The sequence below is a fragment of the Candidatus Nitrospira salsa genome, assembly GCF_965152625.1.
Genome location: NZ_CBCUCO010000003.1, coordinates 433,933 through 447,552 on the forward strand (window position 1 = coordinate 433,933; position 13,620 = coordinate 447,552).

A 13,620-nucleotide genomic window follows, 5' to 3' on the forward strand; every position below is an offset into this window, starting at 1 on the left:
TATGAGTAGTCATGGCTGAAACAGATACAACCCCATTAATGCGACAATTTCGAGAAGTGAAAGCTGAATACAAAGAAGCGATCGTATTTTTTCGAGTCGGAGACTTCTATGAAATGTTTTTTGAAGATGCCGAAGAAGCTTCAAAATTATTAGACATTGTTCTCACCTCACGCGGAAAGAATAGAGAGACTCCTATTCCACTTTGTGGAGTCCCGTATCATGCAGCCACTGGTTATATCGCCAAACTCCTCAAGGCAGGCAAAACCGTCGCTCTGTGCGAACAGGTAGAAGATCCAAAGGTTGCCAAAGGACTTGTGCGGAGAGAAGTGGTGCGTCTGTATACGCCGGGGACCTTATTTGATAGTGACCTCCTTCCATCAAAGGAAGCGAATTTTCTCGCCTCGATCTCCTGCATGACCCCATCAGCTCAGGATCTCCCAAATCCGCTAATGAATTGGGGGCTCGCCACACTTGATTTATCAACTGGTGAATTCTGGGTCGTCGAATATGACTCCCCTCAACAACGTGAGTCCCTTGTCGACGAATTAGTGCGCTTAGAACCGCGAGAAATTATCTTTCCGACATTCGCACCATCAGACATGATTCGGTCTCTCAAAGACCTCCGTCAGTCAAGACTGGTCGAACAAGATGAAAGCTGGTTTCACGTCGAGGAAAACCAACGGCTCATTGCGACACATTTTGAGGTTCAGAACGCTGAAGAGTTGGGGCTGCCACAGTTAAGCAGAGGGATCGAAGCCGCCGGAAGCCTGCTTCGTTATCTTCAAACGACTCAGCCAGGCATGAATCATCAACATATTCAAAAACCCCGACTTCGTTCTTCACAAAGAGAAATGGAGCTTGACGGGGTGACCATCCGAAACTTGGAACTCGTTAAACCGTTTTCTCAAGACCGAGACTGTTCAACTTTACTCACGATACTCGATAAAACCGTGACAGCCATGGCTGGACGACTTCTCCGGCAATGGGTCGTCCGTCCGCTCCTAGACCTGACAGAAATTCATGCCCGGTTAACGGTTATTTCAGAATTCGTCAATAATCTAAGAGTTCGCCGTGAACTACGAAACACTTTCAGAGAGATCCAGGACCTTGAACGATTAAATAGTCGCATTGCCCTGGGAGTCGCCGCACCTCGCGATATTCTTGGCTTACAACAATCACTGTCTGTTTTACCAGAGCTTCAATTACTGCTGGATTCCCTAGAAAGTCCTCTCACCAAAAATCTCAGAAGTCACTGGGACAACTTGGAAGATATCACAACACTCATAGATCACACCATTAATACTGAAGCTCCACTCACTTCTGGATATGAAGGCATTATACGAGAAGGATTTCATAGCGAACTTGATGAGCTTCGAAAAGTCGCACGTGAAGGTCTCCGTTGGATTGCTGAACTTGAAGTACGTGAAAAAGCCAGAAGTGGCATAGAATCGCTTAAAATTAAATATAACCGCGTATTTGGATATTACATCGAGGTCACAAAAACACATCTTGCAAAAATCCCTGACGACTATATTCGTAAACAAACACTCGTGAATGCTGAACGCTATACCACAGAAGAATTGACTCAGCTAGAGAATCGAATCATGGGGGCCGATCAGAAGATCAAAAACCTTGAGACGTCCCTTTTTGGACAACTCCGTCTCCAAATTACGCAGGCCACGAAACGCATACAGGACATGGCCGCTATCATCGCACAAATCGACGTACTGACTGGCCTTGCAGAAACCGCCGCCACAAATCGTTATGTCATGCCAACAGTTGACCAAGGCAGCGTCATCGCTATCCAGGATGGACGACATCCAGTGATCGAACAAACGGAAGTCTTGGGAGGTTTTATTGCAAACGACACCAACCTTGATTTAGATCAGCAGCGACTCTTGTTAATTACAGGGCCAAATATGGCGGGGAAAAGCACCTACCTTCGTCAAGTCGCACTGATTGTCCTCATGGCCCAAATGGGCAGTTTTGTTCCTGCCTCTTCTGCACATATTGGTTTGGTCGATAGAATTTTTACACGAATTGGCGCATCGGATGATCTTGCAGCAGGGCAAAGCACCTTTATGGTGGAAATGGCAGAAACCTCAAAAATTCTTACCGCCGCGACATCAAGAAGCCTTATCTTACTTGATGAAGTTGGGCGGGGTACCAGTACGTATGACGGACTCAGCATTGCCTGGGCAGTTGCGGAATACATACTTGACCGCTGTCATGTAGGTGCGCGGACTCTCTTTGCAACCCATTATCATGAAATGACAGAGCTCGAAGAACTACGGGAAGGATTAAAAAACTATACTGTTCTCATTAAAGAAAAAAACCAAGATGTCCTGTTCTTAAGAAAGATTATTAAGGGGAAGGCCAATCGAAGCTATGGAATTCATGTCGCAAAATTAGCAGGACTTCCAGAGACGATCATTCAAAGGGCACAAAATATTCTTCAACAACTAGAGCATGAATCAACAAGCGCAACATATGAGCCAAGCCAACAACAGCCCCTCCTTAATCAACCAACTCCATCTGCCCACGTCATACTTGACGAAGTCAAACAAATGGATTTATTTGGGATGACCCCACTCGAAGCCCTCAACCGATTGGCAGACATGAAATCCCGTCTAGAACAGGAAGAAAATGAATAAAAAAAAGGAGCAGCTTAATGTGTAAGCCGCTCCCTTTTTTATTTGACGAAGAATTTCTAATCTTACGGAGTAAGTTTACGGTACTCAACACCTTGATTAGAATTTCTGATGATGCCTGACACTGCTGGTCCACCAGGAATCAGCACATCGTACAGCATTTTTCGGCTTTGTGGCCAATAGTCATCAATCATCGCCTGTTGAATAGGAAGTGACCGAAGACTAGCCATATTTCGTGGTTTTTCCGGGGTACCGGCATTATCATCAAGGACCTTCAATGAATTGATGACTCGATGATTCTGCTCGGTCTCTTGGACAACTATTTCTACTAAAGAATACTTCGACGGCTTCGTGCCCGTCATGACGGCTTGGCTATGAGAGTCTTTGCCTAGTGATTGAAGCTGATTCCAGACCTCATCACTTCCAGCATACATTTTGATGTTCTTTCCAGGATAATACTTCTGCCAATAGAGTCCGCTTTCGGCGTTGCCGCCAAAAACTGCGACATTAATCCACACAGCTTTATCATAAGGATCAACCACGGCAACTCGACCATGTAGAGTCGTTGGCTTGCTCAGGTCACCCCACTCAAAGCGCTCTTGGAAAGCCTCAATGCCCATGGCATTGGAAGCCATTCCACCAACTAGGGCAATGGCAGCGAGAACTGCCCACCGAGTCTTACGACCTTTCATAATGCCTTCCCTCCTCTTAAAGAATTTCATTAGATATAATAGTTTTCAAAATTCTTTTAAATTTCATGTAGAACAGAACGCACTACTCTTCTTCCATAACCTTGAAGCCCGTGATCGTATCACCATCGGTAAGCTGTACTTCCATGGCCACAAAATCTTGTGCGGCTTTGGTGAGTTGATCTAACAACGCCTTGTCTTTCACCCGTAACCGTACTGTGGTTTGCGGGTTGTACCAACCGGCATAGGCCTTGTTTTTGTCTTCTCCGCCAGTGAAGCCCCAGCTACAGCAGGCCACCAATGGGTCAGGCAGTGCAACATTTCGATCATCGGAAGCCCGACCTGGGAAGTTGCCAGTTTCTGCAGGATCACTGGTATTCCAGTATTGGATTCCAAACAACACTTCACCTTCCGGGTTATCAGCCCAGTGAGAGTACAATCTCCCCTTCAAACTCGATACCTTCTCTCCTTTAAAGGAAATTTTTCCTTGACTAGTGACGTCTTTAGGATCACCCTTTGATTTTGGGTTTTTTTCCGCTGGACCATCTTGAGCAAGGGAAACACCGGTCATACCAAATGTCAGAAGACCGAAGGCAACTAGCGCTACGACCCCAACACGAAAAGATGACTTGTTCATCTCCTCCCTCCTTCACTGTTGTTAGAATGACTTAAATAAAGGATACCAACAATCTTTTGGGAACACTCTTGTTTCAAAACAATGACTCAATTCTTTTGATCGTTCTAGCAATTTTCTCTTCAAGGAAATTAGAGGACCATGCTACTTATCCGAGATCTGGTTGTCAAGCAATTATTCATCGAATTCCAAGGGTATTTTAATGGACTCCGTTTAACGTCACCTTCTTAGCGACCGGGCCTAACGCGGTCACCACAAGTCCATTTATATCAAGGAGTTGCCGATTTAATTGACGAAGATCATCAATGGAAATCTGGTCAATTTCTCGGATCATTTCCTGAAGTGAAACGTAGCGCCCCTGATACAACTCATTCTTGGCCAGTTTATTCATCCGCCCATACGTGCCTTCCAGTCCTAACATGAGATTCCCTTTGAGTTGCGTTTTGGTTCGCTGAAGTTCGACTTCTGTCACCCCGCGCCGACAAAGTTTCTGAATTTCTTTGCACACAACACGAACAACGTTCTCAACTTCTTCTGATCGTGTCGCAGCATACACGGTCAACAGCCCACCATCAGAGAAACCAGACAGATGCGAATAGATCGTATAAGCCAACCCTCGTTTTTCTCGTAACTGTTGAAATAATCGAGAACTGACGCCTCCCCCGAGGATGGTGTTTAACACATTGGCGGTATAACGATCAGGATGTCCGACAGGCAATCCTTTAAAGCCCATGCATAGGTGAACTTGCTCGAGTTTTTTGCGGTACACGCGCGCTTTCATCGACCCATTATCGGGCCAAGGGTCCAGAACTTTTGATGTCGGAGAGGCTTGAGTTCGAGTCCACCCACCAAAATATTTGTTTAATTGAGGAAGTAATTCCTCGACCTTAAAATTCCCTGCAATGGAAACAACGGTTTTTTCGGGATGGTACTGATTCTGTAAATACCGAAGAAGATCACGTCGTTTCAACGTGGTCATGGTCTCAGGTTCACCCAATATCGGGCGCCCTAACGGATGAGTGCCTAAGACATCTTTTCCATGGAGCTCATGAACAAGATCTTCCGGGTCATCCTTCACCATACGAATTTCTTCTAATATCACTTGTTTTTCTTTTTGAATCTCTGCTGTGCTAAACCGAGACTCGTGAAACAAATCAGCCAACAGGTCCAAAGCATGTCCGACATGCTGATCCAAGACTTTCACATAAAAGGCGGTTGCCTCATGTGTGGTAAACGCATTCATTTCACCACCCAAGGCATCAATTTCATTGGAAATTTGTGCAGCCGTCCTCCGCTTTGTCCCCTTGAACATCATATGTTCGATAAAATGGGAGTAACCGGATTCGCTGGTGGCCTCATTCCGACTTCCCACGTTTGCCCAAATGCCAATAGCAATGGACCTTAGCGAAGACATCCGCTCAAGAACGACCCGCACGCCATTATCTAATATGACTTTTTTATACACAAATTGGCTCTTTGCAATTACCTTACAATGACACTACTCTTCGGCTGGGGCACTTTCACCCATCGCCTCTTTACGACTTAGGCGAATCTTTCCTTGTCGATCAACCTCAAGCACTTTGACGAGAATCTGTTCGCCTTCTGAGATTTCGTCCGATACTGCCTGCACTCGATGAGGAGCCAACTGCGAAATATGCACTAATCCATCAACATTCGGAAGAATTTCGACAAAGGCCCCAAAATCCACAATTTTCCTGACAGTACCGAGATATATTTTCCCAGGCTCAACTTCCTCAACCAAACGATTAATCATTTCCTTAGCTTTTTCCGCAGACTCACCATCCACCGCCGCAATCGTGACAAGACCAGAGTCATCCACATTCACCTTGACGCCACATTCAGAAATTATACTGCGTATGGTCTTTCCACCTGGCCCGATGACGTCACGAATACGGTCTTGCTTGACTTGTAAATTAAAGATTCTTGGAGCGTATGGAGCAAGCGTTTCGCGAGGGGTCGCCAGAGCCGCATCCATTTTCTCTAAGATATGTAAACGTCCAACGCGAGCCTGCTCCAAGGCTTCCTTCATGAGAGCGGGCGTTACGCCGGATATTTTGATATCCATCTGAAGAGCCGTGACTCCTTGCTTCGTCCCCGTCACCTTAAAGTCCATATCCCCTAAATGATCTTCAAGCCCTAAAATGTCTGAGAGAATCAAAGAGCGGTCTTGCTCAAGAATCAGACCCATCGCAATCCCTGCTACAGGGGCTTTAATTGGAACGCCGGCATCCATCATGGCCAAGGTCCCACCACAGACCGTCGCCATAGACGATGACCCATTGGACTCCAAAATATCGGAGACAATACGAATCGTGTAGGGAAATTCTTCTGCTGACGGCAAGACTGAAGACAGGGCTCGTTCAGCAAGTTTACCGTGTCCAACTTCTCGTCGTCCTGGCGAACGAAGAGGCCGCGCCTCACCAACGCAAAATGGAGGGAAATTGTAATGCAATAGGAATCTTCGAAAATATTCCCCTTCCAGAGCGTCAATTCTCTGCTCATCTTCTTTTGTTCCCAATGTCACCACGGCTAAGCTTTGCGTCTCTCCTCTTGTAAAGAGAGAAGACCCATGGGTCCTTGGAAGCAGCCCGACTTCACATGTAATCGGCCGGATATCCGCAGGACCTCGACCATCGGCCCTCACTTTTCCGTCTAAAATCATGTTCCGGACTTCTGAATATTCTAAGTCATGATAAATACGCTTGACCTGTTCAGCACGTGCCTCATCATCTTCCGCAAGCTTCTGGACAGCATCCTGACGGATCTGATCAAGTTGTCCCTGTCGAGCACTTTTATCCGGAATAACAATCGCCTGACGAATGGGGTCTGCCACAATGACGCGAACTTGAGACTCCAGTTCGGCATCGATGGGCTCAACCTCAAACACTCGCTTTTCTCGACCGACAAGCTTTTGCAACTCAACGAGTTTTGCGACGATTTTTTTTATTTCTGCATGGGCTAATTCAATCGCCTCAAGCATCGTTGACTCCGGTAGTCCGTGAGCTCCAGCTTCGACCATCATGACCGCATCAGCCGTCCCTGCGACGACAAGATTTAAATCACTGGCCTCCATAGTCTTGAGGTCGGGATTCACCACGAACTGGCCGTTTGATCGACCGATTTTCACACCCGCTAACGGCCCACCGACCGGAATATCAGAAATGGCCAAAGCCGCAGATGAGGCCGTCATTCCCACAATATCGGAGGAAATCGTCTGATCCACAGATAGAACTGCCGCAATGACTTGAGTCTCGTAGTGGTACCCTTCTGGAAAGAGAGGTCGGATTGGCCGGTCGATTAAGCGACTCGTCAAGACCTCTTTTTCGCTTGGTGCACCTTCACGCCGAAAAAACCCACCTGGAATTTTGCCAGCCGAATATGTTTTCTCAATGTAATTGACGGTTAGCGGCAAAAAGTCCGTTTGAGGCTTGAGCGTCTTAGCTGAGACAGCCGTTGCCAATACTACAGTATCTGCATAGGAGGCCAACACCGCACCATCAGCTTGTTTCGCCATTTTCCCTGTTTCTACGCGAAGGGTCTGTCCACCAACCTCGATCTCCACGGCATGTATCATTGCTCTCTCCTCTCGAGCGGTTTCCGCACTCACCAACTCGGAACCCAAAATGTTTTTCTCAAGGCCAATATGTCCATTGGCGTTGCGTGATAATTATTTCCGCAGACCCAGCGACGCTAACAACGTTTGATACTTCGCATGATCCACTCGACGTAAGTAGTCCAACAAACGACGTCGCCGACTCACCATTTGCAACAACCCTCGTCGAGAATGATGATCTTTTTTATGCGACTTAAAATGTTCCGTCAAATCTGTTATTCGGCTCGTCAAGACTGCAATTTGCACCTCAGATGAACCGGTGTCTTTCTCATTACGCTGAAATTGTTGAACAACAGCTACCTTCGCTTCTTTTGTGAATGCCATCGCATGTCCCTCCTCGTATGCGCTAATCCGAAATTATCTCTCAATACACATGGTTTCAACTCGTACGGTTCCCATCTCATGTCCTCCCGATGAGCGAGTCGATGATCCCGTGATTCCAATAGCCAACAATTGACCTTGGATGTCCCGAATTCGAACACGTTGCCCTTCACCGATCTTGCTCATGTTCTCATCTTGATTCACCAAAATATCTTCCCATGGAATCGGCACACCATTCATCACCTTTTTCATGTCCTCAGCCTTCACCACCACAACGGGTAATTGGGGAAGCGCCTCATCAATCGTCAAGAAGGATCGGGGCATTTCTGAAGAAAGCCGTGCTTCGGTCAGCCCATCAACATCGAGTGCATCTTGAACGGAAAAAGGCCCGACGCGACTTCGTTCAAGCCAGAGTAAATGTCCTCCGACCTTTAAACGATCGCCAATGTCGGCACATAGGGTCCGAATATATGTCCCCTTGGAGCAATGTACCCGTAAATCCACATCACACCCTCTCACCGCCAACGTTTCCAGTCGATAAATCGTGACTGACCTCGGATTTCTCTCGACAGTTTCCCCACGTCGAGCAGCCCGATAGAGGGGTTGCCCTTTGATTTTGACCGCTGAATACATAGGAGGAATCTGCTGGATATCACCCACAAATTCATTCACAACTGATCGAATCAGGGATTCAGACATCCCATCGACAGACGTTTGGTGGATGATCGCACCCGTGGCATCCTGAGTATCGGTTGATTGGCCAAGTCGCAAAACCGCTGCGTACTCCTTCTCCCATTCGAGCAGATAGCTCGCAATTTTAGTTCCTTTCCCCAGTAAAACAGGGAGAACCCCAGTCGCTGCAGGGTCGAGCGTTCCAGCATGCCCGATCTTCTGAATACCCAACAACTGTCGAAGATGAAGGACCACATCATGAGAAGTCCACCCAACAGGTTTCAGGACATTTAAAATTCCGTGAAGATGGCTTGGCACAATATTGGTGGAACGTTGAGGATGAGCAGCAGTGAGGATGGATTCCATATAACGTATCGATTTGTCCCTTTTATCCTCAGAGTGGTAAGGGATCGGAGTCATCTTCATGATGTGGAAGCGAATCTAACAACTGATCGATTCGACGACCGTGCTGACGACTTCCATCGTGGCAAAAAGTTATGTCAGGGGTGTAGCGCAATTCAAGACGTCGACCCAGCTCCCCTCGAACAAACCCCACCGCATTGGAAAGTCCTTGTAATGCCGCATCTTCCGATTCACCTTCTCGAAGAGATGTCACATAGACTTTGGCAAATCGTAGATCTGGACTCAGATCGACATCCGTCACGGTGACAAATCCAACGCGAGGGTCTTTGATCTTGCGAGCAAGAATATCAGCCACCTCCATACGGATTTGATCCGCCACCCGTTCTGCCCGTTTGTAACTTGGCTTGGCCATGACTGTTCACGTTCGTGAGAACCCTCTTATAATAATTCAATATGGGATCGACTGATGACTAATGTCGGATTTGACTGAATCGCATTACGAACCTGATCTAGCACCTGATTGACTCGACCCGATTCATTCGCCACACAGGCAATACCCAAAACTGCCTTCTGCCATAAATTTTGATCATCCACCTCAGCTACAGAGACATTGAACTTCCCACGAAGACGCGTCTTTAAACTGGAAAGAATTTGACGTTTCGCCTTCAACGATTGACTCTCAGGGAAATGCAACTCAACCGTGCACAGTCCAATAACCATTCACCAACAAGGCCGTCGATTCATGAAGTTTGGCTGACCCCCGACCATGACCTGAACTCATAAATAATCAGGAATCATGGCCCTGCGTGAGCAGCACCTAAAGCTTAACGGCTTCCTCATCGTAGACATAGGCTTCAAGAATGTCTCCAGCCTTGAGATCATTGAAGTTCTCAACGCCAATTCCACATTCATAGCCTTGCTGAACCTCACGAGCATCGTCCTTAAATCGTCTCAAGGATCCAAGCTTCCCTTCATAGACCAGCACATTGTCTCGTAAGACTCGAATACCCGCACTTGCTCGAGCTATCATCCCATCAGTGACATAACATCCAGCAATCGTCCCCATTTTGGGTACCGTAAACAACTGACGGACTTCCGCACGTCCCAACACGCGTTCTTTCAATGTCGGAGCCAGTAAGCCTTCGGCCGCCGACTTCAGTTCAGACATGACTTTATAAATCACCGTATGCAATCGAATCTCAACACCTTCGCGTTCAGCTAAGGAAGCCGCCTTCGGTTCAGGACGGACATGAAACCCAATGACTAAGGCTTGGGAAGCCGCGGCTAACAACACATCGGACTCACTAATCCCTCCGACGCCACTGTGAATCACACGAAAACGCACAAGATCGGATGAAAACTTCTCCACCGCATCACGAATAGCCCCGGCGGAACCCTGTACGTCAGACTTAATGAGTATCGCGAGTTCTTTCACTTCGCCTTCCTGAATTTCAGCATAAAACTCATCAAGGGTACGACGTGGTCCTGTGGCGGCTAAGTCAGCCGTTCGTTGCTTGTCTTGACGCCCCTCTGCAATACCCCGAGCCATTCGCTCGTCTTTGACAACAACGAATTGGTCTCCAGCAGCCGGTACACTTAAAAGACCAATCACTTCAACCGGAATGGAGGGACCCGCTTCTTTCAGTTTTGCACCTGTATCCGAATTTAATGCTCGAACCCGACCACTGACCGCGCCCATCACAAAGATGGCCGACGTTTTGAGGACTCCATGTTGAACAAGCACCGTGGCAACGGGACCTCGCCCTCGATCCAATCGAGCCTCTAAAACCACGCCTCTTGCTGAACAGGCAATATCAGCTTTGAGCTCAAGAATTTCAGCCTGTAGAAGAATCATTTCCAATAGTTGATCTAAGCCAAGCTTCTCCTTGGCAGATACTTCGACAAAAATGGTTTGCCCTCCCCACGCTTCAGAAATCAGGCCATGCTCACTGAGCCCCTGTTTCACCCTATCGGGGTTAGCGTCGGGTTTATCGATTTTATTGACCGCAACAACGATCGGAACATTTGCAGCCTGTGCATGATTTATGGCCTCAACAGTTTGCGGCATCACCCCATCATCAGCCGAAACCACCAAGACGACAATGTCCGTCACTTGAGCTCCACGAGCCCTCATCGCCGTAAAGGCCTCGTGACCTGGAGTGTCCAAAAATGTCACACGCTTCTCACCTACCTTCACAGAGTACGCCCCGATGTGCTGTGTAATCCCCCCAGCTTCCCGATCTGTCACATGCGTTTGGCGTATGGCATCAAGCAATGAGGTTTTCCCATGGTCTACATGCCCCATGATCGTGACAACTGGAGCACGTGGCACAAGCTGCTTCTCTGTGGTCTCTTCGAGAACTTCCTCGAGAAGATCTTCTCCTTGTTTCTCTGCAGCTATTTCAATATTAACGTTTGCCCCCTCCGCGATTAAGGCTGCCGCATCCAAATCCATAGGCTGATTCATCGCCAGAACGATTCCCATATCCATAAGTTTTCTAATCACTTCAGCCGGACGCTGCCCCAATAACTCGGAAAATTCCTTAACCGAGATTCCGGCATGAACTTTTATTCCCTTCTTTCTTGGCTTCGTGACTTCAGTGACGGAAGTGGATTGACTTGGCCGCGATCGCTCTTCACGTCGCAACGCAGGCAGGGGACGAAGGTCTTGCCACCGAGCAGCATCTTCATACTTGGCAGCGAAGAGATCGTCATCACGTTTTTTTACAGATTTTTTAGGCTTTTTGATTTTCTCTTCAATGGGATCGGCAGCAGGTGATTTCTGAGCTTCCTTAGGTTCAGCTTTCACACTCACAGTGGTTGACTCTGGTCCCGTTGAAGGGTCGGACGTGTCGGAACTCTCCTTCGTCGCCTCACTCACTGGTTCAGTTTCAACAGCTAGAGGGATCGGGATCTCTGTGTCGGGCTCAGCCTGAGATACCACAATCGTCTCTGGGTCTAGTTCTACTGGACCGTCCACGAGTGGAGAGACTCCAGACTCTGCCTCACCACCGTCAAGCGTACTTTCATCAGCCTCTCCAACCGGCAAATCAGTAAGCAATTCCTCATCTTCGACTTTTTTCCGCTTAATGAGAATATGTTTTTTTTCGGGTTTTTTCGGCTCGTCAACCGCAGACGAAGACCCTCCCTGCCCTTTACTCTTCTTCGAACCGCCGGAAACCTTTCCTAACCCTTTTTTCCCTGACTTTTTAGAATCATCCAGGCCCTCCAACGGCTTTTTTCCTTGAATCACTTCAACCGCTCGCCGAACACTTTCGTCATCCAGCGTGTTGCTATGAGAAGTCACCTCGATCCCCAGTTGAACCAACTCAGGGATAAGGACTCGACTTTCCATCCCTAGCTTTTTGGCTAACTCATACACCCTCATCCAGCAATAACCTTCATATCGTTAGACGGTTTCAGTTGTTGGCGCCTGCTCATTACTCGAACCCTCTGAATCACCAGCGTGAGTAGTTTCCTGTACGACGGCTTTCTCTCCCGAAGGTTCATCTTGGCCTAATTGTGCAGCGGTTTCTTCCGCGAGTGCAGCTTTAATATCTCGATCGCGTTCAAGTTTTTCTTTTTCGTATTCGGTCGCACTAATGATGTCAATCTTCCACCCAGTCAGTTTTGCAGCCAATCGAACATTTTGGCCATTCTTCCCGATTGCGAGTGAAAGCTGAGAGTCAGCCACCACCACCAAGGCAGCCTTCTTTTCCTCATCAATACCAACTTTTTCAATGGACGCAGGATTCAGGGCCTCACCGATAAAGACCCGAGGATCGTTCGTCCAGGGAATAATGTCAATTTTCTCACCACGAAGCTCCCGAACAATCGCTTGCACACGGGATCCTTTAATCCCCACACAGGCCCCGACTGGATCGACAGCTTTATCGCGAGAGGCAACAGATATCTTGGTTCGATCTCCCGGCTCCCGCACGACACCTTTAATCTCAACAATTTTCTCTGAGACCTCTGGCACTTCTAGCGCAAAGAGCTTGACGACAAACTGAGGGTGCGCTCTGGACAAGATGACTTGAACATCTTTCGGAGTCCGGCGAACTTCAAGCAGGTAAGCCCGAATTCGATCACCACGACGGTGTGTTTCTCGAGGAATTTGCTCTTGAAGAGGAAGAAGGGCCTCCGTCTTACCAATCTCAACAAGATAGTTTCGTCGTTCCTGGCCGAGTATGACTCCATGAACAAGATCACCCTGCCGCTTAGAGTAATCACGCTCAACCGCTTCCCATTCGGCCTCTCTGACCTTTTGACAAATGACTTGCTTCGCAGCTTGCGCGGCAATACGACCAAACTCTTCCATATCGATTAACGAGCCAATTTCATCGCCCATCTCCGCATCACTATCAATTAGGCGAGCCTCTTCAAGCGAAATTTCTGTACGCGCATCAGTTACCGTCTCGGCAATGGTTTTTTTGGAAACAATGGAGATTTCTCCTGTTTCGTGATCAACATCTACTTGAATGTTCTCACCATGGCCATAACGCTTTTTAGCAGCCGTCACGAGGGCCGATTCAACTGCAGCAAGAACGCGATCTTTATCAATGCCTTTCTCACGGCCAATTTGCTCGATCACGGCCATTAATTCACGCTTCATGTATCAGCTCCCGATCAAAGTGAATAATGGATAGACACCCA

At 47.7% G+C, this 13,620-nt stretch carries 11 protein-coding genes; 1 reads left to right on the top strand and 10 read right to left on the bottom strand.

Annotated features, from left to right (window positions below):
- Window positions 1-11 precede the first annotated feature (11 nt).
- On the top strand, window positions 12-2,654 hold the full coding sequence (gene mutS, locus ACWQXP_RS13435) for a DNA mismatch repair protein MutS (RefSeq protein WP_454063386.1): 2,643 nt from the start codon (window positions 12-14) through the stop codon (window positions 2,652-2,654).
- Between the two features lie 62 nt (window positions 2,655-2,716).
- On the opposite strand, the gene ACWQXP_RS13440 is transcribed toward mutS, so the two are convergent.
- The 10 genes from ACWQXP_RS13440 to nusA form a co-directional block, all read right to left on the bottom strand.
- Entirely contained in the window at window positions 2,717-3,343 is a 627-nt protein-coding gene (locus ACWQXP_RS13440; protein WP_454063387.1) for a hypothetical protein, read from the bottom strand.
- An 82-nt stretch (window positions 3,344-3,425) separates the two neighbouring features.
- On the bottom strand, window positions 3,426-3,977 hold the full coding sequence (locus ACWQXP_RS13445) for a hypothetical protein (protein WP_454063388.1): 552 nt from the start codon (window positions 3,975-3,977) through the stop codon (window positions 3,426-3,428).
- A gap of 196 nt (window positions 3,978-4,173) precedes the next feature.
- Window positions 4,174-5,439 carry a M16 family metallopeptidase gene (locus ACWQXP_RS13450; RefSeq protein ID WP_454063389.1) on the bottom strand — a complete coding sequence of 422 codons (1,266 nt, stop codon included), beginning with the start codon at window positions 5,437-5,439 and terminating at the stop codon, window positions 4,174-4,176.
- 33 nt (window positions 5,440-5,472) lie between these two features.
- Window positions 5,473-7,569 carry a polyribonucleotide nucleotidyltransferase gene (gene pnp / locus ACWQXP_RS13455; protein WP_454063390.1) on the bottom strand — a complete coding sequence of 699 codons (2,097 nt, stop codon included), beginning with the start codon at window positions 7,567-7,569 and terminating at the stop codon, window positions 5,473-5,475.
- A 93-nt stretch (window positions 7,570-7,662) separates the two neighbouring features.
- Window positions 7,663-7,932 carry a 30S ribosomal protein S15 gene (gene rpsO, locus ACWQXP_RS13460; RefSeq protein ID WP_454063391.1) on the bottom strand — a complete coding sequence of 90 codons (270 nt, stop codon included), beginning with the start codon at window positions 7,930-7,932 and terminating at the stop codon, window positions 7,663-7,665.
- 33 nt (window positions 7,933-7,965) lie between these two features.
- Window positions 7,966-8,967 (bottom strand): tRNA pseudouridine(55) synthase TruB, encoded by a 1,002-nt coding sequence (gene truB, locus ACWQXP_RS13465; protein ID WP_454063392.1) that lies wholly within the window; start codon window positions 8,965-8,967, stop codon window positions 7,966-7,968.
- Between the two features lie 28 nt (window positions 8,968-8,995).
- The gene (gene rbfA / locus ACWQXP_RS13470) at window positions 8,996-9,376 is read right to left on the bottom strand and encodes a 30S ribosome-binding factor RbfA (protein WP_454063393.1); all 381 of its coding nucleotides are present in this window, start codon (window positions 9,374-9,376) and stop codon (window positions 8,996-8,998) included.
- Between the two features lie 26 nt (window positions 9,377-9,402).
- Window positions 9,403-9,684, bottom strand: coding sequence for a DUF503 domain-containing protein (locus tag ACWQXP_RS13475; RefSeq protein WP_454063394.1), 282 nt, complete (start codon window positions 9,682-9,684; stop codon window positions 9,403-9,405).
- 97 nt (window positions 9,685-9,781) lie between these two features.
- Window positions 9,782-12,352: a translation initiation factor IF-2 gene (infB, locus tag ACWQXP_RS13480; protein ID WP_454063395.1), complete on the bottom strand. Its 2,571-nt coding sequence runs from the start codon at window positions 12,350-12,352 to the stop codon at window positions 9,782-9,784.
- Window positions 12,353-12,373: 21 nt separating this feature from the next.
- Complete coding sequence (gene nusA / locus ACWQXP_RS13485) at window positions 12,374-13,579, bottom strand: transcription termination factor NusA (protein WP_454063396.1); 1,206 nt, start codon at window positions 13,577-13,579, stop codon at window positions 12,374-12,376.
- Window positions 13,580-13,620: the final 41 nt, after the last annotated feature.

Bases quoted from the DNA above. Each gene is read 5' to 3' on its own strand.
- ACWQXP_RS13440 (WP_454063387.1), bottom strand. From the start codon at position 3,343: ATGAAAGGTCGTAAGACTCGGTGGGCAGTTCTCGCTGCCATTGCCCTA.
- mutS (WP_454063386.1), top strand. From the start codon at position 12: ATGGCTGAAACAGATACAACCCCATTAATGCGACAATTTCGAGAAGTG.
- truB (WP_454063392.1), bottom strand. From the start codon at position 8,967: ATGGAATCCATCCTCACTGCTGCTCATCCTCAACGTTCCACCAATATT.
- rpsO (WP_454063391.1), bottom strand. From the start codon at position 7,932: ATGGCATTCACAAAAGAAGCGAAGGTAGCTGTTGTTCAACAATTTCAG.
- pnp (WP_454063390.1), bottom strand. From the start codon at position 7,569: ATGATACATGCCGTGGAGATCGAGGTTGGTGGACAGACCCTTCGCGTA.
- infB (WP_454063395.1), bottom strand. From the start codon at position 12,352: ATGAGGGTGTATGAGTTAGCCAAAAAGCTAGGGATGGAAAGTCGAGTC.
- ACWQXP_RS13445 (WP_454063388.1), bottom strand. From the start codon at position 3,977: ATGAACAAGTCATCTTTTCGTGTTGGGGTCGTAGCGCTAGTTGCCTTC.
- nusA (WP_454063396.1), bottom strand. From the start codon at position 13,579: ATGAAGCGTGAATTAATGGCCGTGATCGAGCAAATTGGCCGTGAGAAA.
- rbfA (WP_454063393.1), bottom strand. From the start codon at position 9,376: ATGGCCAAGCCAAGTTACAAACGGGCAGAACGGGTGGCGGATCAAATC.
- ACWQXP_RS13475 (WP_454063394.1), bottom strand. From the start codon at position 9,684: ATGGTTATTGGACTGTGCACGGTTGAGTTGCATTTCCCTGAGAGTCAA.